This is a genomic window from Daejeonella sp. (assembly GCF_030695525.1).
GTDB lineage: Bacteria > Bacteroidota > Bacteroidia > Sphingobacteriales > Sphingobacteriaceae > Daejeonella.
Genome location: NZ_JAUYSS010000058.1, coordinates 1 through 24403, shown reverse-complemented (window position 1 = coordinate 24403; position 24403 = coordinate 1). Strand labels below are relative to the sequence as shown.

The window sequence follows — 24403 nt, the reverse complement described above, 5'->3', positions numbered from 1 at the left end:
AGGCATTTATATGTTCAATTAATTTAAGAAAATGAAGCATTTAATCCTATTGATAGCAATTTTAATCGGAACAGGTTCCGGTTTATCTGCTCAAACAAATACCCTGAATTGGGTGCAGGAAACACCTGAAGCTGCCTGGCAGGCCCGGGATTCTCAGGGGGAGTTTGTGTTTAAAGGTAATATGTGGATTCTCGGCGGATGGTTTACACCTCAATTACCGAATCCGCGGGATGTCTGGAAGTCGCCGGATGGAAAGAACTGGACAAGGGTTACAGAAACTGCACCCTGGGAGCATAGTGATCTTCCTGCAGCAATGGTTTTTAAGGGGAAAATGTGGATGATGGGTGGAAGGAAATTACCTGGTACAAATACGAGCAATCAGGTTTGGTCATCAAAGAATGGAGCTGATTGGGTTTTGGAAACACCCAATGCAGGATGGAGCCCAAGATTAGCACCCGGATTTGTGGTTTTTAAAAACCGCATGTGGATAATGGGCGGTACCAGCGATTTTTATAAGAATAATGACACTACCTTATTTAATGATGTATGGTCCTCAGCAGATGGCAAAGAATGGAAACTTGAGCTGGCTAATGCACCCTGGTCAAAAAGAACTCATGGACAGGCCCTTGTATTTGACGGAAAGATCTGGATCATAGGTGGAGGACTTCGGGCTCCCAAACCAGAATCACTGAATGATGTCTGGTGTTCTGAAGATGGGGTAAACTGGACTCAGGTCACTGCCGCTGCTCCATGGGATCCACGGATCTGGTTTTCTACAGTGGTTTACAGAGACAGGATTTGGGTACTGGGTGGCTGGGCTGAATCAGGAAATAAGGGTGATGTTTGGTATTCAAAGGATGGAAAAAACTGGACAGAGTTAAAGTCTGATTTAAAATGGACCAAAAGGCATGAGCAGGCTGCATTTGTTTTTAAAGATAAAATTTGGATTGCAGGTGGCGCAGCAGAACCAAACTATTTGCTGGATAGTGAGGTATGGAGTTTGAAGGTGCCGAAGAAGTGGTTGGAGAAGAATTGAGACAACTGATGTCTGAGGTCGGATGTCTGATACCTCAGACCTCATACTTCAGACCTCATACTTCATACCTCATACCTCATACCTCAAAAAATATATAATTATGAAAAAAATATCATTCTTACTGTTAATTGCCATGGTTTACATGCTGCCTGTAGCATATTCATCTGAGAAGCCATCTGTTTACAAAGTCAGGAAGTTGAAAGGATCATTGACAATTGATGCGAATTGGGATAAACCGCAATGGAAGAAAGTAAAGGAAATTCCAATTGTGAATTTTATGGGGACTCTACCGGCATTTCAGCCTGTGGTCACAGCAAAAATGATGTACGATTCTGAAAATGTATACCTGATCTATAAAGTTGAGGACCGTCATGTCAGAATTCAGAATACAAAGTTTAACAGCTCTGTTTCGACAGATGCATGTGTTGAATTCTTTTTCTCACCGGATAAGGACTGGCCGCTTAGATATTTCAATGTTGAGATTAATGCGGGGGGAACAGGATTGATGGCTTACCATAAGGATGGAAAAAGAACTAATGTAAAAGAGGAAGATTTTGATGTCGTAGAAATTGCACATACTTTGCCAAAAAAACTGGAACAGGAAATAAGCGAACCCGTAACCTGGTTCCTCGAGTTTAAAATGCCTCTTTCATTGCTTGCAAAATATGGAAATTACACGCAACCGGAAAAGGGTGTTAAATGGAAGGCCAATTTCTATAAAACATCAAGCAGAAGTACTAATCCGCATTACATAACCTGGAATATTGTTCAGAATCCTGTTCCACAGTTTCATCTTCCGCAATATTTTGGTACACTGGTGTTTAAATAATGGGGATCAAAGAGCAAAGAACAAGGAATAAAGGCAATGAATTACTAATTTGAATTAGTTTTCCGACTTACGAATTTACATAGGCATCATGCCGGTTAAATTCGTCACCCGATAGCTATCGGGTCGCTTGCCCGTAATTACTATTTTCTCTGGTCGGTGTTTTCACAGACCATGAGATGAGAGAGCGTTTATGGTACGGTGAGAACACCGACCAGAGGCAATAATATATGTTTACAGATTGGCATCAATGGACTAATAACCTTTTTTAGCTCCGAATGAAATAAACTAGAATATGAAAAATTGTGAATATTCAAGACGACAGTTTCTGAAAAAGAATTCTTTAGTGGGATTAGCTTCAATGATAGGACTTGGGCTAAGTCCGGAAATTCTTGCTTCAGAAAGAATTAGAGAAGAAGGACAAACTGAATACCTAAGTGATAAGACAGTTATCGAAGGAAGCATTGATCAATTGGGAGGTATGTCTCTTCCGGATCTGCTGAAGTATCACCGTAATTATCTGAAAGACATTTACATTCCAAACTGGGAGCGGGGTATTGATCATAAGTACGGTGGATTTGCCAATGCAATAAGTCCGGGTCAGGAACCTGATTTTGAAAAGAAAGGCATGTACTTCCAGGGCAGAGCTGTCTGGATGTTCTCTTATCTGTATAATCATATCACAAATGATAAAAAGCATCTGGACGCAGCCATAAAAGGCCGTGATTTCCTGATCAAAAGTGCAATGACGGATGACTACAGATGGGCATCATTCGTGAGTCGCGATGGGACAAAGAAACTGACAGAACCTTTGGATCATTATGGTGATATCTATATGATGCAGGGTTTGGCAGAATTGTATATCGCAACAAAAGATCCTCGAGATCTTGAACTGGCAATCAAAACGGCCATATCTGTTAAAGACAGATTATTATCTCCAACCTATCAGCATGTTGATGCACATACCGAGGCGCTGGAGCCGGGAACCCGCCGTCTTCCAAGCTGGCAACACTTTTTAGCCGCTTTAACTCCATTACTTAAAGTTAGCCGTGATCCGGCTGTTGAGCGGATTGCCCGTTATTGTGTACGTGTAATCTGTGAGCATCACTGGCAGCCTAATGAAGGTGTTTTACTTGAATTACTCGATGATTATTTCAGACCCTATACCTTTGATGCACCAAATTGGGGTGCTTTCTATCCTCAGGGTGTAAGTGGCTGGCATTCGATTCAGGCTTGCTGGATGGTTATGAATGAAGCCTTGCGGGTTTCTCATTATCCTACCTTTAGAAAAGGCATGGAAATGGGAATATCTACGCTCGAAAAGACCTATATTTTAGGTAAGGGAATGCCCTCAAATCCCGATTTCGGGGGTTTATCACTAAGTCATCCAAAAGCTAAATTAGTTGAGAATGGGAATTATACCTGGGGTGCCCTGGATGATGTTCTCGTGTTTGGTCTTATGACCATCGAACATACGCATGATCCGCTGGTAATCGATTATTATAATGATTGTTTCAAGGTTTACTCAGCCAAACCCGAAAAGATTGTCACCAATGGTTTATTGCATACCCCTAGGCAATTTTTTTACTCCATAGAAATTTTGGAAAGAATTATTGCCAGAGGAGGTAAAGTTTCAGGGTTATTTGCAAAATCCTAAAAGGAAATATAAAGCCATCAACCATAATGTTATGGGTAGAAAAATAAAATTAATAGAATAAACAAATACAAAATAAGCCATGAACAATAGAATTTTAACTCTCGGATTTCTTCTATTATTTCTTCTATCAGCTCAAATCTCTTTTGCATCTGTTAGAAATTCGGTAGAGATACCATCTGATTGGCAGGAACATAAGATTTCTGCCGAAGATCTCGTGAAATGGAAATTGCTTGGAAAAGGGAAGGTATTTAATGTGTTAAATGCACAGACCTGCCTTTCAGAAGCCGAAGATAGTCAGGGAGTCATGCTGATGAGCCCGGAATCTTACGGCGATGTTATTCTAAAATATAAAGTCCTTGCACTGACTCCTGCTACGGTACTTGTAACAATCTTATCCGCTTCAGATCCCTTAGAAAAAAAAGGCTTAACTATACCGTCAGATTATGATGGTGGTATGAAATTGCTGAATGCAGATAGTAAGAATTACCTTTTTGCGTATAAAAATGCCCCTCATGGTGCAAATCCCTTCATTTTAAAAAATCCGGCATCTGTGCAAATCGCGAATGCTTCACATCCTGATATGATGGTAGCGGGAATCTATTACCAGGTAGAGATCGCCAAAATTGGTAAAGATATCCGTATGAGTATAGATGGGAAACGGGTTGTGGAAATGCAGGATACTACTCCTCATGGAAATGGAAATATCCTGTTCAGGATTCGGGGAACTGCCGGATTAACTGCTTCATGCCTGATCAGGGATCTCAGTATTTATAAACCAGGAAATTAACAGAACTAATCAAAAGCTATAAAGAAATATTCAATGTATAAATCCAGACGGGAATTCATTAAAAAAAATTCCATAACCCTTTTAGGAACCACAGTATTAGCTTCAACATCAGGAAGCCTTCTTGCTTCTACTGCCGATTTTTTGATGCCACAGACCAAAGACCTTTTGTTTTTCGATGCTTTCGCACGCATTGGTCCGAGAAGGTACAAACATCCGGGTGAAAAGTGGCAACTGGAAGATTTGATAAAGGAATTGGATCATTGTTCCATTTCCGGGGCACTGGTTGCCTCTACCTTATCCCTCAGTTACGATGCAATGTATTCCAATTTGGAATTAAGCAATCATCTAAAGCCTTATCCCAATTTATTTGGAATATGGAATGTATTGCCACATCATACGAATGAATGCCTTCCTCCGGCCCAGTTAAAGCTTAAGATGGCTGAGCATAATGTGCGGGCGGTTACGATTCATCCTGCCTCAAATGGTTGGGATTGGAGCGCGCAATCGAGTCAGGAGCTTATGAAGCATCTGAATGATAATAAGGTTTTTACCATTACTACAGTTTCAGAAATTGGTGGCTGGAAGGAATTGAATGAGTTTCTAACCCGATATAAATCAATTCCTCTGCTTGTCTCTGCTATCAGCTGGGGGGAGCAGCGATATGCAATCGGATTATTGAAAGATCATCCTAATCTGCATATCAGTTTTGACCGCATGCAGATTAATGAAGGCTTAGAGTTTCTCTACAAAAAAGGACATATTAATCAGTTGATATTTGCCACTGATGCACCAACTATGTCGGCCGGGGCACATCGTACCTACATTGATTATGCAGATATACCGGATGATGCAAAAGCCAAAATTGCAGGAGGAAATCTGATCCGACTTCTGGGTGGACAACGCCCTCCTAAAGTTCATACAAACAGGTCAGAAGATATTTTAATGAGCTCTGTTCGGAATGGTAAACCTATTCCGGTTCCTGTGATTGATATGCATATGCATATGCTTCATGAAGGAATTCATGGGGCTGGAGGTACCGGATACCATATGGAAAATGGTGGACCAAAGGGAATATTCAAGATGATGGAACGACTGGGTTGTGTTGGAGGGGGCTTCATGAGCTGGAATGGAGTGGTGAGTAATGATTCTGTACAGGGGAATAAATTAGTCAAAGAGGCTCTGGATGCCTCTCCCAAAGGTTTTTGGGGACTCGCGACTTTTAGTCCGACGCATTATACTCAAGAGCAACTGGCTGAAATGATTCCGCAGGTATATTCAGATAAGCGTATTATAGGAATGAAGCCTTACCATTTCTATGGAATGGAATACCATAATCCGGCTTATGATATCTGGTGGGAATATGGAAATAAAAACGGATTATATGCACTGATCCATCCTTCCAGAGGCGATTTATTGGAGGTAGATAAACTGGCTGAAAAGTATAAAAATGTACGTTGGGTTATTGCACATGCCGGAGGAAGCTTCAAAATGGCTGATATGGCAATCGCTATGATGAAGAAGCATAAAAATGTTTTTGCTGAAATTACGCTTACCCCGGTTCCCTTGGGGATTATAGAATATATGGTAGATGCCGTGGGCGATGACCGGATTATGTATGGTTCTGACCTTCCTATGCGTGACCCGCGTCAGCAGTTAGGATGGCTGGTATTTTCGAACCTTCCATTGGCAAGTAAGAAAAAGATCCTGGGTGAAAATGCATATACAGTTATTGAACCTTGTATTAAGAATATGCCGGAGTATAATGTGCCTGTTGTTTTCAGGAAATAAGGATAATTAATTACGAATTACGGAATTACGAATTACGTGTTGAGAACTAAGAACTAGGAACCAAGGCTCAAATAGATGAATTTGGATAATCTTTAACTATTTGCGTCTTTGCTAGAGAAAAAATGAGAAGTTCTTGTGGAGCGATGAGGGCACTGACACAGGGAATATAAAATATTAGAAGGACTCTCGCAAAGACGCAGTGACGCAGAGATGCGAATTAACTAGTTAACAGTTTTTATATTTTGATAATGAATAGACTAATGAGTAAAATTATCCTGGCGAGTATATTGTTATCAAGCCCTGCTCTTGCCCAATGGCAGGCAGGTGTTGCCAAAGCAGATATCACACCCACGGAATCCGTTCCTCTGGCAGGTTATGGAGGCAAAACCCGGATGTCGCATGAGATTGTCCATCCGATCTGGCTTAAGGCAATGGCCTTGCGGGATGAAACGGGGCAATTATCAGTCATGGTGACTGCCGACCTGGTTGGTCTGAGTGATAAAATGGTAGGTATTATTGCGGCTAATGCAGTAGAAAAGTATAAAATACCAAGAGAACGCCTGATTTTAAATACCTCTCATAATCATTCATGCCCGGTTACTGAAGATGTATTATGGATCTATTATGAGTTTAATGATCAGGAAAGGGCGGCGAAGGATCGGTATACCCAAATGGTTTATCAGCGATATGATGAAGTAATTGCTGCTGCCTTAAAAGATCTTTCTCCGGCAGAAATCAATTTTGAACAGGGACTGGCCGGTATTGCCGTGAACCGCAGGAGATCACGCGGTCCTGAAACAAGAGCATTCGGCAGACAGGTTGATCAGGATGTTCCGGTATTGACTATTAAGTCTGGGGGACAACTCCGTGGTATTCTTTTCGGTTATTCATGCCATACCACTGCTTTGGGAGGCTTAAGCATCAGCGGCGATTATGCCGGTTTTGCGCAGATTGAACTGGAAAAGCAATATCCGGGATCGCTTGCGATGTTTGTTCAGAATTGTGGTGGAGATGCAAATCCACTTCCCAGAATACGTGGAAATGAGGCTGAGGCTGTGAAACTTACTTCGATGTACGGACATATCCTTGCTGAATCCGTTAAGCAAGTGATTGCAGCCCCGATGAAAGCAATTAGCGGCCCGATTAAGGCTGTAATGGGTGAAACGGAACTCTTTCTTAAACCGGGATTATCTCTTGCAGAATTAAAGAAACAACTACCTGGCCAAACCGGTATGGCAAAAACTGAAATTGAACATCAGATCAATCAATATGAAACCCTGGGTGCGCCACCTGATCGTGTGAAATACCCCATTCAGGTTTGGAGGTTTGGCTCCGGATTTACCTTTATTGCCTTAACCGGTGAAACTGTTGTCGATTACTCACTCAAATTCAAAGGATTGTACGGATGGAACGATACCTGGGTCTTTGGCTATAACAATGATCTCTTAAGTTATGTCCCAAGTCTGAGAGTTTTGAAAGAAGGCGGATATGAAGGAGACAGCGGAATGGCTGAGTACGGACATCGTGCACCTTATACTCAATCGGTAGAAAAGCAAATCAGTAAAAAGGTGGCTGAATTGGTTAAAAAATCGAAGGAATAATCCCGTACGAAAGGGATTGTCCCGTACGTACGGGATAGAGTCCCGCCCATGCGGGATTGTCCCGCTCATGAGGGATTGTATACCGTCATCTCTGTAGAAGTTAGATATTTCGAGGACAGAATTTAGATTTATTCACTAAATATTCCGCGAGGAGAGATCTGTTGCAATAGATTACTGTCGTCCCGAAAGCTACCCTTCAGCAGCCTGCCTTGTACCCACATCTATTTGCCAGCTACGGTTTTTAATTGAATTTACATGACCCGGAAAGGGTCAAATGTTTATAGCATAAGTTAGCACGGAAATCCCGACCCCGAAGGTGGTCGTATGTAACAAGGCGACACATACGACCCCTTCAGGCAATGTCATTAAGTTAAGAAGAAAAGGGGGTCGTGGCCTCCGCCACGATGACAGTTCAATATTTAATAGTAGGGGAGATCCTGACTTTCGTCAGGATCGGAGTGAGGACCGAAACAAGGCCTTGTCGATGTATAAATCAGCTATCGATAAGACTCCAATTCCGGCCTTGAGCCGGAATCTCCTCTCGACACCCAAGGAGTTGTCATTCTCGCGAAAGCGAGAACCTCCTTTGTAATTAACGCGTAATTTATCCTTAACTTAATGACATTGCCCTTCAGGGTCGATAAATGGTATTTTATAGCGTTTCTATAAACATGCGACCACCTTCGGGGTCGGTTGCCTGATTATATGAAATAAAATTTGTGGGTACACGGTAGCTTCAGCAGCTGAGGGATCACAGTGATATTAGATTGAATTTTATTTCATGAACCTCAGGCCACCCCAATAATCTTCGCACAGCCACCATATTTCACAGGATTGACAAGTGTATCAGTTATCTGAATCCCCATTTGTATCCCCAGCGATAAGATTATCGTCATCTGATCAGAAATTACAAACGTATCCTTTAATTGCACAGAAACATCCATTGCCTGAAACAGCTGGCTGGCATGAAACCAGTCGGTGTACACACTGCTGTTTGCTATATTGCCTGCATGATATTCTTTACCAATAAAACACATGTCGCGTACGCAGCCCAGATTGACAATGAAACGAAACAGCGGATACTGTTTGGATAACATTAAATTTACACCAGGCATTAATTCAGGAAACTGAATATGGGTCTGTTTATGATCGCGGTCGATACTGAATTGCATCGGATGCCTGACCACACTTTCAAAAATTGTATTCCTGTTCAGACTGAATCCTGTTAGCAAATGTTTATGTTGGGATAAAAAGACATTCCGCTTACCGCGCGGACTTTCAGTATCCAAAAGCTGAATGGTTTTTGCCAGAGAGTTCAGCATAGGGGTATAATTATAATCCGCTAAAGGAGCTAAAGCCAGCATCGACCTGCGGATGCATCCACCCATTTTTGCACAAGCACCGAACTCGGTATAATTATCACGGGTAAGCTTAAAGGAAGGCGATTTCAGAATCTTCTTTTTATCGGCACCCCCCTTAGTACGGATAATGGTTTGCTTCATTCCCGGCAGCCTGTAAGCCGAAAGGTTTCCCAGTCCCCCGGAAAACTCAAGACCGTTTTTTAGTATAGCCATATAGTGTAAGTATTTGGTAATAAACAATATACAAAATAAAAATAAAATATAGGTTAAGTATATTTTTATCATATACCTTAAATATACCTTAACTATACCTTGACTATGCTTAAACTATACTTTAACTAAGGCAACAAGTACCATTTGGCTCAACCTGAAATAGCTGTACAAGGGTGCTTTCCTGACAATTTAAGTCTGGTTCAATATAGAATTGAAGCTTCCGGGTTAATTACTCTTATTAATTGCAATTTGGATTAGGTAATTGGGGAGAGAATGCCGATATTATACGATATCAATCTATAGTTTAGTACTATGAAAAAGCAAAATTGTAAGTTTCTAGTAGTACTTATGTAATTATCTTTTATTTAATAAATTAGAATTACTATTTATATTTTGAGGAGTCAGGAGACTCCTCCTCATTGGAAAATCCGTAGAGGCGCTTCGCTTAACTCTACCAGAAGGGAAAGAGCCATTTTTTGGTATTCAAATTCCAACAGAAACTGAATAGCGCAAAAAATAAATGGAAATTATAGTCATATCATTAGCAGCTTTTGTAGTTGCTATTCTTACATTCTTTTCGGGTTTCGGGCTTGGCACAATTCTGACACCTGTTTTTATGATATTCTTTCCTGTTGAATTAGCAATCGCATTAACAGGAGTAGTTCATTTTTTCAATAATATTTTCAAACTATTTTTGGTTGGTCGCAATGCCAACAAAGAAGTATTGATGCGTTTTGGAATTCCGGCAGTTATTGCTGCAATTGCCGGTTCCTGGATTTTATTAAACATAAGCGACTTACAGCCTTTATTTTCTTATGACGCCTTTGGAAAACACTTTGAAGTTTATCCCGTGAAATTAATCATTTCCATCTTGCTTATCATATTTGCAAGCATTGACCTCATTCCGTATTTCAACACATTACAATTCGGAAAAGACAAACTTCCGATTGGAGGTGCCTTAAGTGGTTTCTTTGGTGGACTTTCGGGCAATCAGGGTGCTTTGAGAAGTGCGTTTCTAATTAAAGCAGGACTTTCAAAAGAAGCATTTGTTGCCACAGCTGTTGTTGTTTCAACTTTTGTGGATTTTACCCGATTAAGTATTTATGGGACAAGGTTCACTAAATCAGGACTGATTGACAATTTGACTTTGGTAATTTGTGTAACACTTGCAGGAATTGCAGGAGCATATTTGGGCAACAAGCTATTAAAGAAAATAACCTTGCGATTTTTGCAAATAACGATAGCAATAATGCTGATAATTATTTCATTTGCATTGGGGGCAGGACTAATATGACAAAGAACAAACGCGACAAAAAAGTAGAGCAAACATAAATTTTCAGGTGAAATGAAATGGTAAATCACTTAATATATGAATGAGCAAGCAAGAATAAAAGACCTTTTCTAGTATCAAATATCCCCACTGTATGTAGAGACAAGACAATTTGTATTTTGGGGAGTCATGAGACTCCTCGTCATTGAAAAGTCCGTAGAGCTTCCTAAACTCTACAGAACAGGAGGTAAACTAAAACAAACGAATTATGAAACCAAGAATTTCAGTATTGACATTGGGAGTGGCAGATTTGGAAAAGTCAGTCGGGTTTTATCAAGACGGACTTGGATTATCAACGGAAGGAATTATCGGGAAGGAATTTGAATATGGTGCAGTCGCATTTTTTAACTTGCAAAATGGTTTAAAATTAGCCCTTTGGCCAAGAAAAAGTTTAGTAAACGACACAGGTATTCCTTTCCAAAAGCCTTCTGCATTAGAGTTTACTATTGGACATAATGTTGTCAGTAAAGAAGAAGTAAATGCAGTAATGGAACTTGCCGAAAAGGCCGGGGCAAAAATTATTAAACCTGCCGCTGACACTTTTTGGGGTGGTTATGCAGGCTATTTCCAGGATCCTGACGGACACCTTTGGGAAATAGTTTACAACCCTGACTTTATGCCCGAAGACTAATGAAAGAAATTCCTCTGTTCTAGTTAACAGAATCTCTACGGATTATTAAATTCAATCCCGTACCTACGGGACAGACTCGTCTATCCATATTTTTCAACATATTTTATTTTCCGAATGGGGCTTTTTCCTTTTTTCAGGTCATTTATCTAAGCAAATGATTTAAAAATCTGAATTATACTTCAATTCATGAAAAACCGGACTGATTTTGGTTTAAACCGAAGAACATTTTTAAGTACCAGTGGTCTCGGGCTTTTGGGGGCTTCCATGTCGGGTGTATTATGTAGTGTACCTTCAAAAGAAGAATCTGAAAAGGCTGCAAATACCTTTCAGAAGGATGGCTGGAAAGCCATTATGGAATCGGCAAAGAAGTATCCAAAGCTGGATGCTCATAACCATGTATGGTCCGGCAGTAATGCAGCTCAGGTAGATGAAAGTTGTGAAGCGCTTGGTATTACAAAAGCAGCTTGCTCTATTCCCGGAGGTAAAACAGTTGCAGAAATCCGTGCCAATAATGATATCATCATTCAGGCTATGAAATCTCATCCCAAAAGGATTATAGGACAATGTTATATCAATCCTTTATATAAAAAAGAAGCTTTGGATGAAATAGACCGTTGTGTAGACAATGGTATGGTGATGCTTGGCGAACTTTATGATGCAGTTAAGATCAATGATCCGCTTTATTACCCGATTGTTGAACGATGTATCCAGCATAAAATCCCATTGATGCTTCACGGGGTTACCACCCTTGGAAACTGGCGTCCTGGATATTTACCTGCTAATCCCCCAAACTCCTCTGTTCCTGAAGATTTTGTTGAAATAGCTAACCGCTATCCCGAAGCCATGATTATTTGTGGTCATATCGGTGGGGGAGGTAACTGGGAGTATATGTGCCGGATTTTAAAGAAGGCTCCAACATTATATCTGGATACGAGTGGTAGTGTTAGTGATGAGGGTATGATTGATATGGCGGTTAAATATCTGGGTGCAGACCGTTTGTTATTTGCTACCGATATGAATTATGAAACCGGTGTTGGAAAGATTATATGGGCTGATCTGAGTGAAGAAGACAGGAAAAAGATATTCTTCGAAAACTTTAACAATTTATTGAGAAAGGCGGGTAATCATGCTGCTTGATATTAATGCATTTGTGGGTCACTGGCCATACCGGAATTTAAGAGGGAATAATCTCAAAGACCTGCTGAAACGTATGAATACCTATGGAGTGGATAAAGCAATTGTATCCAATCTGAATGGGATTTTTTATGTGGATGGACAAATTGCAAATGAAGAATTATTTGCTGAACTGAACTCCGATGCCTCATTTAAAGATCGCTTCATTCTGTTTGCAACGATAAATCCGGTTCTGCCCTGGTGGAAGGATGCTTTAGAGACATGCCATAAAGAGTTTGGGATGAAAGGAATACGGATATTCCCCATTTATCATCACTATAAGCTGACTGATGAAGCATGTATTGAAATGGTAAAGGCTGCCAGGGATCTCGGCATGCCGGTTTCAATTCCACTCAGAATGACTGATTTGAGGGAACGATCCTGGCTGGATGTGGATAAGGCGATCAGTTATAACGATATTGCTGCTTTGGTCAGTAAAGTGCCTGATGCAAAATATATGATTCTTGAGGCCAGAATCACTGACGAACAGGAATCAACAACAGCTGAGTCTGTTAAAATACTGAAGGCAGCAGATGTCCTTTTCGACACATCAAGAGGTAGCGGAGTGGCTGTTAAAGGGCCGAATAGTGAAAGTTTAAGCTATTTGCTTGAGAATTTCGGAGCTGATAAGCTGGCCTTTGGAACAGAGACTCCTTTTGTTGACTATACTTCACCATTTTTAAGACTCGGAGCTTTTAAGGCCATAAACGAGACTGAAAAACAAAAGGTATGGTCGGGGAATGCGATGCGTATGCTATCCCGCACGAGCGGGACATAAAAATAAACATCCCGCAGTAGCGGAAATTAAAAACAAATAATATACAAATGAAGAAACAATTCCTTTTACAAATGCTTGCCATTTGCATGATTCTTAATCTTGCTTATGCTCAAAATCCAGTCGGCAGGACTCCTTACACTTTATTCAACGACTTTGAAACCGGTGAACTTTTCGGTTGGGAAACTTATCCCTATGCACAGGATATAGCCTTTGATGCGCTGTATTTTGCAGTTAAATCCCCGACCTATAAAGACAGCAAATATGCACTTGCTCGTCCGTTTAAAGCCCATGATGTGACTGAATTATATCAGGGATTTACAAGACGCTTAAATTTGTATACGATTTCAGACACACGGGTGAAAGCTGCTGTATATTTCCAGAGTGATCGTAATGCAGAATCTCTTGAACTATCTCTGGGAACCTTTGACGGCAGACGTTACTTTCACAAAATAAACAATCCAAAGGCAAATTCCTGGTTAGAACTTGATCTGCCAATTTCAGCATTTAAGCTGGATGGAAAGTCCCTTGGAGCTAATGAGCATATTCAGGTTATTACCCTGAAAGGAACTTATCCGATCGTAAATTATTTGTTCACCTACACTATCCTGATGGATGATTTCAGCATCAATGGTGAGCGCGACAGACAATTTATTGCCACTTCTCCGGCATCTACCAATCTGGATATGTTTGATGTAACTATTTTGAATAAGCACTTTTTCTACGGGGATAACATAAGCCTTAAAGTTGCACCCGAAGGAAATTTAAGCTTGCAGCAGGTTAAGGGAACATTGGTAGATAGCAAAGGAAAAATTGTTAAAGATAATATTTCATTCAGCCGCAGTGGTAATGAATGGGCAAATACAGCAATGTATAAACTTTCTGAAAAGGATGCCCGCGGTCAATGGGAAATCCGTCTGAAAGGCGAGGATAATCAGGGTGGAGTAGTAAACTGGGCCATACGTTTCCTGATGCCCGGAAAACAAATAAATGGTCACCCAAGGCTATATTTCTCTGCTGATGAGATCAAAAACCGCCTTGCGAATGAAAAGTCGCCGGTTGCTAAAGGCATTCTTGACAATGCTTTGAGTCATAAAGACTTTATGAAAGTAGATGTAGATGCAATCAATGAGGGAGTAGATTTAACCGCCGAAAACCTTGTAGGTGGTCCACATTCTAAAACTTCTGTTGGTTTTAATTCTTATGCTCTTTGGAATAGCCCTAATTCCAGACTTGGTAATGTAATTGAAGAGGGAAGTTTTCAATATATCTTCACTGGCGATCGTGCAGCTGGTGAGCAAGCCAAAAAAGCATTACTGAAACTTTGCTCCTTCAAAAAATGGAATGCCGATTGGATGCTGGAACGTAAATTCTGGACTTACTATCCGGTAGGATATACAATCAAGCCTGTAGCTTACGGTTATGACATGCTTTACGACTTGCTTTCTGAATCTGAGCGTGCATTTGTACGGACCGCCATTATGGAAAAAGGATTAAAAATGTTCCATCGTGATATGGTTGAAATGAATCGTATGCCGTCTAACCAAACCAATCACATTGCAGTATTGGCTGGTGGTATGGGTTTAGCTGCTACCGCTATTTACGGGGATGATCCTTCCAATCCAAATCTTGAACCATACATCTCAGGCATTCTGACCAAAACAAAAACATTTATCGATCGTACGTATTACGAGGATGGAAGTTATGGTGAGCCAAAAAGTGGCTATATGAATATGGCAAGCAGGGATATGGGTGAATTACTCCCGGCTTTGGAGCGTAATTTTGGAGTGGATTATTCTACAACAACCAGTTTTAAAGATTTTTACAAATATCTTATTCAGGCGAGCTATTCAAATGGTTTGATGCAGGATTATGGAGATGGTGGTGGTGCAAAAGGATCAAGAGTTGATCTTGGTGGACAGATACATTCCTGGTGGTTAGTAAACCGGACAAAAAATCCTTTCCTTTACAGTTATGTAAAGCCCTTCTGGGAAGCCGGAAAAGGCGGTTATCTAAGTTATTTATGGTACAGGGATGATATTACTCCGGTATCAAGAGAAACATTGCCTGCATCCAAATTCTTTTCAGCACAAGGTATGGTGATGCGTTCAGGCTGGGATGATGCATCCATGGTTTTGAGTACCCGTGTTGGGCCTAACTCAAATCATTATCATTATGACCAGGGAAGTTTCCAGATCATGAAAAATGGTGAAACTTTGCTTACTGATCCTGCATACGGTCCATTGGGCTATTATGCAAACCTTGAATATTTGAGCTATCATGTTCAGGCCAATGCACACAACGTAATGCTTGTTGATCATGATCCTGAAAGTCAGGCCCCTGCTCATTACGATAATGGTATCAAAGCCCTTACCGATTGGCCAAGAGTACAGCATTTGTTCAATGGTAAAGATGCTGATGGAATTGAAAGTGAGCTGAGTTCAGTTTATAAAGGTAAACTTGAAGAGTATTCACGTACCTTACTTTACACAAAGACTGGACCTATATTTTTGTTTGATGAAGTGAAAAGCAAATCACCAAAAGGACATGTTTACGATTGGTTGTTTCATGCCCCTCCGGGAGAGAATAATACAACTGCGATCACTTATGAAAAAGGACGTATGGTCATCGATCGCCCTAATGCAAAGCTGACTATGGATGTAGTTAGTCCGGAGATTGATGCCTCAAAAATTTATGATAAAGGAGTTGGAAAGGTGTTTTATGAGTCATTCCTTGATCTTGCAAGTAAACCTGATCTTAACGAGGTTAATTTCCTTGCAGTTATTTTACCTGAATCTAAACCAGCTTCGGGTGCTGCTCCGGTAACAACAAAGCTAGAAGCTCCGGGATGGATTGGTGCTAAAATGGTACACAGCAATGGTTCGGACATTGGTTTCTTCAGAACCGGAACAGAAAATGGTGTAGCTGCTGGTTTTACAACTGATGCGAAACGATTTACTGCAAGCTATGACAGATCAGGAGCTCTTCAGAAAATTTACTACGAAGGAAGTTCGATCTCCGGTAACGGTTTATCTTTAAGTTCAGATGTTGGCACAAGAGGTACATTGGCTTTGGTTTCATCAGGTATAGATGCCGAAATCAAATCATGGAAAGGCTGTTCACTGAAAATTATGGTATCCGGAAAACCAGGTTCTGTTCAGGTTAACGGACAGACAATAAAAGACTGGACTTTTGATGCAGTGGCTAAAACTGTAGCTGTGAAATTACCGGCAGGAACAGTAGCATTGAAAATCAATAAATAAAGGTTCTGTTTTCTGTTTAACAGAAAACTGCATCCCTGAAATTTTAAATTTCCGGATCTTCATCCTAATATGGAGGTCCGGTATTTTTGTTAGTGGGTAATTAAAAACCTTAGCTCAATTTAGGGTTAATTAAACCACATAGAAACATAGAATTGATTGCTGTCATTGGCTTTTGAAAGGTATGATCTATGCGTACTATGTGGTTAAAAATTAAGAATTTATACTATGACCATAAAACCCATTTTCAGAATTGTCTTAATTTCAATTGCAAGTCTTGCCGGAATAATAGATGGTTTTTCTGCAGATCTTGAGAGTCGTTTTGAAATAAGGTCTCTTAATTCATTTTTATGCCCATCTGATTTGGGGTCAGAAATGAAAGCTGATACCCTGAAATCTAAAGTTGAAACCTGGACTGCTGCAGAGTTATGGGCGCAATCAATTTCTCAGAACCTAAAACTGGAAGACAATGCTATTGTACTTGAAGATAATCTACTGATTGAAAATGATGCAGTTACCTTAGGTTCTATACGTTCTGAAGCATGGGATACGCTGTCAAAAGGCCGTATCATCAGGAAGGTTCTGGAATTACCGGTGTTGCCTGCTAAGAATGCGTGGATAAGTATGCTCATTTATCCTATGGTTCCGGCTGAACCCATGAGCGGCGGAAAACTTGAGTTTATTGTAAATGGAAATAAGCCAATAGTTTACGAACTCCGGCATTTCTGGACTTCAGTACCCATTCCGGTTTCCTATTTAAAAATGGGTAGAAACCAGATCGATGTCAGGGTGCACAATCAGAATGAAAAATTCAGGGTTCCAATGGCTTTGAGTTCGATTATTCGTAATATCATTGGACAGCCAACATCATTTACAGGAAATAGTGAGCGGAGCATTGATAATGGAAAAACCTGGAGGTATGCCGGTAGCTCATCTAATTTAGCAGAATATCCAATTCGTCTAAAGATGCAGGCTTATGCAAAGAAAGCCTGGCTGCAAACTCCGGTAATTAATCTTGCCGATAATGCTTTAGGAGGCGTGGTGTATTTTCCGGTGATTTTGGAATCTTCAGTGATTAAAGCCCGCATCATAAATACTGAAGGATCAAAATGGCAAACGCGGATCAGAAGCGGAAATACACATCTGCCTGAAGCCGGAGAATGGACTGCATGGCGGAATTTTGATGGTTCAACTATACCAGTAGAAGGGAATCATCGTTTCGTTCAACTTGAGTATAATATTGATCCGGGTACTGGAAACAGTACACCAAAAATTCTTGGACTGGATTTAATAAGTAAGTGGCGTACAACTTCCTCAAGCGGCAGTATTTTTATATCTGAAGTAAAGAATTACCCCTTAATCAGGACTTCATTTGATTTTGTTCATGAGAACCCCGCCTTACCGGAGCTTCAGGAATTCAGGAAGCAATTTAAACTTGATCAGGTGGTTGAAGGGGCAACAACAGAATGGGAAAAGATTAAGCGCCTGCGGGCATGGACATCCGCAAATTGGGATTGGTTTTTGCCAAACTCAGAATTTGAAGACTTGCTGAGCTGGGACGCGAGTAAAATACTCAGCGGCCCGCTTGCACCGGGAAATTTATCTAAAAAAGGCGGTAACTGCCTTCATTATGCGATTGTTTTCGCGCAGGCTTGCCAGAGCTTTGGGATTCCTGCCCGGATTGTAAATACAAATTATGCAATATGGGGAGGTCATGAACTGGTTGAAGTGTGGTCGCGGGATTATGAAAAGTGGATCATGGCAGATCCCAATTTTGATACCATGTTTTATGACAAAACAACTGGAATCCCTTTAAATATTCTGGAACTGCATGATTTATTTCTGAAAACCTATTATCCCGGAGGGGAGATAATTGACAGGGATAAATGGTCATTTGAAGATAGGGATCGTCGTGCAAGCCGAATTGATCCTAATGATCTTCCTATTGCTATGGAAGCAGGAGGGAATGCCTTTTCAGGTAAAATAACCAAAGATTATGTCTGGTGGAAAGTGACATTTAATGAGGCAAACCCAGGTTATTCGGGTGGTTATGGATTTTACAATACTGCTGAAGTTCGTTGGCTACCCCGGAGCAATTGGCTGAGCCAAACATCTCCATTACCGGTAACTCATGGAAGAACCCATTGGGGATGGGATGGGTATTACGCATGGACTGATTCACAAACTCCTGAAACACCGGAGCATCGGAATTATGTACGCAGACCTTCAGATATTTATGGTAGCTTGTTTCAGGTAGATTTTGCTGTACAATATATACAGGATGGGGAAATCCGGTTTGATCTCGCAACATATTCTCCGGGCTTTGATCATTTTAATATTGTGCAAAATGGAGTGAAAAGTTCGATTAAAGTAAATGGAGCAAAGGTTAAACTGATTTCCGGGCTGAATTCGATTGAAATTTACGTGGTCGATGTTATGGGCAATTCCGGTACAAAGAGTATAATTAATATTAATTACATCCCTAAAGCAGGATAATTTTTTTTAGAGTTTTTAGAAATTGGTGATTTCGGATTTATTTTCAATTAGGGTAGGACATTTCTTCTTTCCGGAGTCCTAAAATATAGTATACCTCTCTTTTGGATTAATAGTGGTAATATTTATGAGATGAGGGTTAAACTCAAATATTTTTTACTAAAATTACCGGGATGGTAAATTCTCTGTTTTTATAGAATACAATTAAATTATGGAAAACAAACTTAAAATATACAATGGTAAAATATTAACACCTTATCGTATCATCAGTGGTACAGTTGTGGTTGTAGATGGGAAAATAAAAGAGGTTGCAGAAGGGAATATTGATGTTCCCGGTGCGGTTGAAATAGATGCGCAGGGAAATTATATCTCTCCGGGCTTTATTGATATTCATGTTCATGGTGGTGGGGGACACGATTTTATGGATGGATCGGAAGAAGCTTTCCTAAAGATTGCCGAGACTCATGCCAGATATGGAACTACCGGCCTGATGCCGACTACATTAACCAGTGAACTGGAAGAATTGTATAATACACTTGATTTATACAAAAAAGCCGATAAAAATAATAAAATGGGAGCCCAATTTTTGGGTATGCACCTTGAAGGGCCCTATTTTGCGATGTCTCAGCGCGGAGCACAGGATCCCCGATATATTCATAACCCTGATCCTGAAGAATATATGGATATTTTGTCGCGATCGAATGATATTAAAAGATGGAGTGCTGCCCCTGAATTGAAAGGTGCAATTGAATTTGCAAACCATCTTCGTTCAAAAGGAATTCTGGTAGCAATGGCACATACCGATGCTATTTACGAGGAGGCACTTGAAGCATTTGAGGCAGGGTTCACTCTGGGTACCCACTTTTATTCCTGCATGTCAGGAGTAAGTCGTAGAAACTGTTTCAGATATGCAGGCGTGATTGAAACGGCTTACCTGTTGGATGAGATGGACGTAGAGATCATAGCTGATGGTATTCATCTTCCTGCACCATTGTTAAAGCTGATTTATAAGATAAAAGGCCCTGACCGTATTGCCTTGATCACAGATTCTATGCGTGCTGCAGGTATGCCACCGGGAGATAGTATCCTGGGCAGCAAGCACAACGGACTCAAAGTTCTTGTTGAAGATGGTGTAGCGAAATTGCCTGATCGTACTTCCTTTGCCGGCAGCGTGGCTACCTTCGACCGACTGGTACGAAATATGATAAATATGGCTGATGTCCCTATCCTCGAAGCAGTTAAAATGGCCTCACTCACTCCAGCGAATATTTTGGGTCTTGGAGCAAGCAAAGGTTCACTGATCAGTGGCAAAGATGCAGATATTGTTATTTTTGATTCCAACATCAATGTTAGTACTACCATTGTGCAGGGACGCATTATTTATAATAAATTAGATTAATACAAAACCAATATGAGAGAGATTAAAAAGGATAAATTACAAGTAAACATATATGCCGGAAGGCCGGAATTAGGTGCTGCAGCAGCAGAAACATTGACTGCCAGAATTGCTGAAATACTAAAGTCAAAGGAACAGGTGAATATTATTTTTGCTTCTGCTCCCTCACAAAATGAATTTCTGGCCGAATTGCTTAAAAAGGATATTGAATGGGGGAAAATCAATGCTTTCCATATGGATGAGTATATTGGTTTACATCCGGATGCACCACAGGGTTTTGGTAATTTCCTTAAAGATAGACTGTTTAGCCATGTGAATTGCCGTACAGTTAATTATCTGAATGGAAATACGGATCCACAGGAAGAATGTAAGAGATATTCGGATCTCCTAATCCAATATCCAACGGATATTGTTTGTCTGGGTATAGGTGAAAACACTCACCTGGCTTTTAATGATCCGCATGTTGCCGATTTTAATGATCCATTGATTGTTAAAGTTGTTGATCTTGATCAGGATTGCCGGGTTCAACAGGTAAATGATGGCTGTTTCAACACGATTGATGAGGTTCCGACGCATGCTCTTACTATTACTATGCCTGCATTATTCAAATCAACTTATGCAATCGCGATTGTGCCCGGAAAGTTTAAGGCAAATGCTATTGATCATACAATAAATAGTGAAATCAGTGAAAAATACCCTTCCACAATACTAAGAAGACATGATCATGCGATCTTATTTATTGATGAAGACAGTGCCTCCAAATTATAATTAAGGTAATTTATTAAAATATTATATTTAAGAATTGGGCATCAAATCCGGAAATTAAAACCAAAAAAATGAGTATAAACAAAACAGTCACAGTAGGATCTTTAAGTCAGCGGGATACCATCACAGGCATGGTGATCATTGCATTCATGTTTTTCATGTTTGGCTTTACTTCCTGGATCAATGCAATATTAATTCCATATTTTAAGATTTCATTTGAACTTTCACACGTTCAATCCTATTTGGTAACATTCGCTTTTTATATCTCTTATTTACTTTTTTCTGTACCTGCCTCATACCTGCTCAAGAACGTGGGATTTAAGAAAGGAATGATGGTTGGTTTCTGGGTCATGGCTTGCGGAGCATTCTTGTTTGTTCCTGCAGCAATTACGATGACCTACGAATTGTTTCTGCTTGGTTTATTCTCAATAGGTGCTGGACTAGCCCTTCTTCAAACTGCAGCGAACCCATATATCACCATACTTGGACCAAAAGAGCGTGCTGCTCAACGCTTTAGTATTATGGGGATCTGTAATAAGGGAGCCGGTATTTTGGCGCCATTGTTATTTGCAGCCGTTATATTTAAGGCAACAGATAGTGCAATGCTGGATAATGTTGCGAATTTGTCACAGGCTGAAAGGGATGTGGTGTTTCATGAGTTGATTCAAAGGGTGATCGTACCGTATGCAATTGTAGGTACTTTTTTGTTTCTTATTGGATTATTTATCCGTTACTCTCCATTACCTGAAATTGATACGGAACATGAAAGTGATGAACTGGCACAGGCTAATTCTTCGAAAACAAGTATCACCCAGTTTCCTCATCTTATTCTGGGAGCAATAGCAATATTTCTTCATGTGGGCACTCAGGTTATTTCCATTGATACAGTGATCAGCTATGCTGCAACCATGAACCTGAATTTAATTGAGGCAAAGGTATTCCCTTCCTATACACTTACTGCCCAGATTTGTGCTTACTTCGTTGGGATCTTTTTCATTCCAAAGTTTTTTTCACAGTTAACCGCATTAAAGGTTAGCACAGTTTTGGGAATTATTTTAACCTTACTTATTGTCTTTGTCAAGAAAGAGGTTACCTTCCTGGGTCATACTACTGATATCTCCATCTGGTTTGTAGTTATGCTGGGATTAGCCAACTCATTGGTTTGGGCTGGTGTATGGCCACTCGCATTAGACGGACTAGGCAGATTTACAAAGATCGGTGCTTCTCTGATGGTAATGGGGCTTGCAGGTAACGCCATTCTTCCTTTAATTTACGGTTATTTTGTGGATATATGGGATGCCCGTAGTGCATATTGGGTTCTATTCCCTTGCTATGCCTACCTTGTTTTCTACGCCTTTAGAGGTTATCGCTTACGGAAATGGACTCTATAAATTGAGAAAAAACCTAAAAGCCTGATTGTAATCGGCTGAACAGTTTTCGGTCAATGTCTGTTTTGGACAGTACTTTACATATTCTATAAAGCTTAGGCTTCTTAAATTTCTATGAATAAAATTTTGTTTTATATAATTTATTAATTAATGAAGAAATTATTTTATCTATTCACTGCTGTTGCAATTTTTTCTGCACCATTAGCCAGTGCACAGCTTGCTGCACCGGTCTCATCTAACCCAAATGTTATACTTGAGCCCTGGACTTATACTGAAAACTTTGAAGATCGTGAGCTGGGAGCATGGGCTTCATACCCTCATTGGCAGGATATCGCTTATAATCAGGATTTTCGACCAAATGAAATAGTACCCGGTGATCCTAATATTTCGGTGGTTCAAACGGTTCGTGCCTTTACTAATGTAGATGCTTATGCAGGTGCACAGAAACTACTGGACATGTATCTGGTACCCGGTGCGAGTGTTAAATTCAGGTATTATTTAAAGTCGAATACACCTTCCGAATATTATAAAGTCAGGTTTGCCGCAGGAGACCTGGGAAAACTAGATTTTACCATCAATAATCCCGAACGGAATAAGTGGGTAACTGCTAGCGTCAGCTTTAATGATCTTGTGTCTGAGAATCCCAAGATCTCAGGTAAAGATAAGGTTAGGATTTATGCATTGGCCTTTATAACTAAATTCCCTTCAGCAGATCCGGATATGCCGATCTATTTTGGAATTGATGACATTGCCTTCAGCGCCGCCCGCGAAACAGCTTTCCGTTTCAATACTCCGGAAATGTATAAATTGCCTGAATATGCCCAGTATATTCCAAAGAAACACTATGCTCCAGGAGATGACTTCATTCTGAACGGAAAATGGCCGCTGGATGCGAAAAATGTGACTCTTGAGATAGTTTCATTTTCAGATCAGTCTAAAGCATATTTTAAAGGCGATTTAACCAAATCGGGTTCTGATTGGTCGTCAAGGCCATTAAAGCTTAATTTTCCTGAAGGACTTTATATTGGGAAAATCAAGGCTTTGGATGGTTTAAAGGAACTGGCAACTACAGAATTTACAATCCATATTGCCCCTCAGAATATGGCAGGAAAGCATCCCCGCTTATTGTTTGATGCTGAAAAGAAGAAAGAACTGGATTTGAAAATTAAACAACCTGAGTTTAGTCAAGTATATGAAAATATATTAAAGAATGCGAAGGAACAGCGTGAAAAGATTCCGGTTAACAGCCTGATATTTGATCTTGATCAGTTCCCAAAAGAGGACTGGCTTCCAACCTGGAATGCCTGGGGCAATAAAATTTATCATACAGGTGAAGCCCTTCGTACAAATGCCAGAGCTTATGCTTTTCATGGCGATAAGGAAGCCGGTATTTATGTTAAAGATGTTTTGGTTAAGTTAGCCGGCTGGCCAAACTGGACCCATCCGTGGCAAACAAACCGGGGCCGTTTTAGTGAGCACCGTACAGGCAGTTGGGCACACCGCGTTGCTGAGGCATATGACCTGACCTATGATGTGATGAGCCCTGAAGAAAGCAGTATTATCCGAAAAGCAATCATGGCAAATATCGTTGATGGTGCGCACCGTACCTATGTTTATAATGATGATATAACTGCCGCTACATCAAACTGGCTGGCTATGATTTTAGGTGGCTCATTGATGAATATGGCTGCTGTTTATGCAGACGGACCTGAAACCGAAAATCTGGAACCATACTTTACAGGTGCCCTGATAAAGTATTACCGCTTCATTAATCGTGTTGTAGATCAGAAAGATGGTGCCTGGGGAGAAGGATATGGATATAACAGTTATTCATTCTCTAATATGGCTTATAGCCTTCCTTCACTTGATAATGTATTTAAGATCGATCTTACAGCACCTTTGGTTGGAAGTTATAATGAATTT

17 protein-coding genes are annotated in these 24403 nt (G+C 40.4%); 16 read left to right on the top strand and 1 reads right to left on the bottom strand.

Annotated features, from left to right (window positions below; all coding sequences use genetic code 11):
• Positions 1–31 precede the first annotated feature (31 nt).
• The 6 genes from Q8S11_RS13480 (at position 32) to Q8S11_RS13455 (ending at position 7695) form a co-directional block, all read left to right on the top strand.
• Positions 32–1036, top strand: a complete 1005-nt coding sequence (locus tag Q8S11_RS13480) for a hypothetical protein (RefSeq protein WP_305662638.1) — start codon at positions 32–34, stop codon at positions 1034–1036.
• Positions 1037–1136: 100 nt separating this feature from the next.
• Entirely contained in the window at positions 1137–1865 is a 729-nt protein-coding gene (locus Q8S11_RS13475; protein WP_305662637.1) for a carbohydrate-binding family 9-like protein, read from the top strand.
• A 292-nt stretch (positions 1866–2157) separates the two neighbouring features.
• Complete coding sequence (locus tag Q8S11_RS13470) at positions 2158–3519, top strand: AGE family epimerase/isomerase (protein WP_305662636.1); 1362 nt, start codon at positions 2158–2160, stop codon at positions 3517–3519.
• Between the two features lie 79 nt (positions 3520–3598).
• On the top strand, positions 3599–4306 hold the full coding sequence (locus tag Q8S11_RS13465; protein ID WP_305662635.1) for a hypothetical protein: 708 nt from the start codon (positions 3599–3601) through the stop codon (positions 4304–4306).
• A gap of 33 nt (positions 4307–4339) precedes the next feature.
• Positions 4340–6094: an amidohydrolase family protein gene (locus Q8S11_RS13460; protein WP_305662634.1), complete on the top strand. Its 1755-nt coding sequence runs from the start codon at positions 4340–4342 to the stop codon at positions 6092–6094.
• A gap of 248 nt (positions 6095–6342) precedes the next feature.
• The gene (locus Q8S11_RS13455; protein WP_305662633.1) at positions 6343–7695 is read left to right on the top strand and encodes a neutral/alkaline non-lysosomal ceramidase N-terminal domain-containing protein; all 1353 of its coding nucleotides are present in this window, start codon (positions 6343–6345) and stop codon (positions 7693–7695) included.
• A 788-nt stretch (positions 7696–8483) separates the two neighbouring features.
• On the opposite strand, the gene Q8S11_RS13450 is transcribed toward Q8S11_RS13455, so the two are convergent.
• On the bottom strand, positions 8484–9269 hold the full coding sequence (locus Q8S11_RS13450) for a hypothetical protein (protein WP_305662632.1): 786 nt from the start codon (positions 9267–9269) through the stop codon (positions 8484–8486).
• A gap of 520 nt (positions 9270–9789) precedes the next feature.
• Here Q8S11_RS13450 and Q8S11_RS13445 point away from each other — a divergent pair.
• From Q8S11_RS13445 to Q8S11_RS13400, 10 genes are all read left to right on the top strand, one after another.
• A complete protein-coding gene (locus Q8S11_RS13445; protein ID WP_305662631.1) occupies positions 9790–10563 on the top strand; it encodes a sulfite exporter TauE/SafE family protein in 774 nt (257 codons plus the stop codon).
• 244 nt (positions 10564–10807) lie between these two features.
• Positions 10808–11230, top strand: coding sequence for a VOC family protein (locus Q8S11_RS13440; RefSeq protein ID WP_305662630.1), 423 nt, complete (start codon positions 10808–10810; stop codon positions 11228–11230).
• 186 nt (positions 11231–11416) lie between these two features.
• Entirely contained in the window at positions 11417–12367 is a 951-nt protein-coding gene (locus tag Q8S11_RS13435) for an amidohydrolase family protein (protein WP_305662629.1), read from the top strand.
• A complete protein-coding gene (locus Q8S11_RS13430) occupies positions 12357–13181 on the top strand; it encodes an amidohydrolase family protein (RefSeq protein WP_305662628.1) in 825 nt (274 codons plus the stop codon). The genes Q8S11_RS13435 and Q8S11_RS13430 overlap by 11 nt, the downstream gene beginning before the upstream one ends.
• Before the next feature lie 47 nt (positions 13182–13228).
• Entirely contained in the window at positions 13229–16441 is a 3213-nt protein-coding gene (locus tag Q8S11_RS13425; protein WP_305662627.1) for a DUF4962 domain-containing protein, read from the top strand.
• A gap of 225 nt (positions 16442–16666) precedes the next feature.
• The gene (locus Q8S11_RS13420; RefSeq protein ID WP_305662626.1) at positions 16667–18934 is read left to right on the top strand and encodes a transglutaminase-like domain-containing protein; all 2268 of its coding nucleotides are present in this window, start codon (positions 16667–16669) and stop codon (positions 18932–18934) included.
• Positions 18935–19142: 208 nt separating this feature from the next.
• Positions 19143–20330, top strand: coding sequence for an N-acetylglucosamine-6-phosphate deacetylase (nagA, locus tag Q8S11_RS13415; RefSeq protein WP_305662625.1), 1188 nt, complete (start codon positions 19143–19145; stop codon positions 20328–20330).
• Positions 20331–20342: 12 nt separating this feature from the next.
• Positions 20343–21095 (top strand): glucosamine-6-phosphate deaminase, encoded by a 753-nt coding sequence (locus tag Q8S11_RS13410; protein WP_305662624.1) that lies wholly within the window; start codon positions 20343–20345, stop codon positions 21093–21095.
• Positions 21096–21163: 68 nt separating this feature from the next.
• Positions 21164–22483 carry a sugar MFS transporter gene (locus tag Q8S11_RS13405; RefSeq protein WP_305662623.1) on the top strand — a complete coding sequence of 440 codons (1320 nt, stop codon included), beginning with the start codon at positions 21164–21166 and terminating at the stop codon, positions 22481–22483.
• Between the two features lie 147 nt (positions 22484–22630).
• On the top strand, positions 22631–24403 hold a 1773-nt coding region (locus Q8S11_RS13400), incomplete at its 3' end, for a hypothetical protein (protein WP_305662622.1).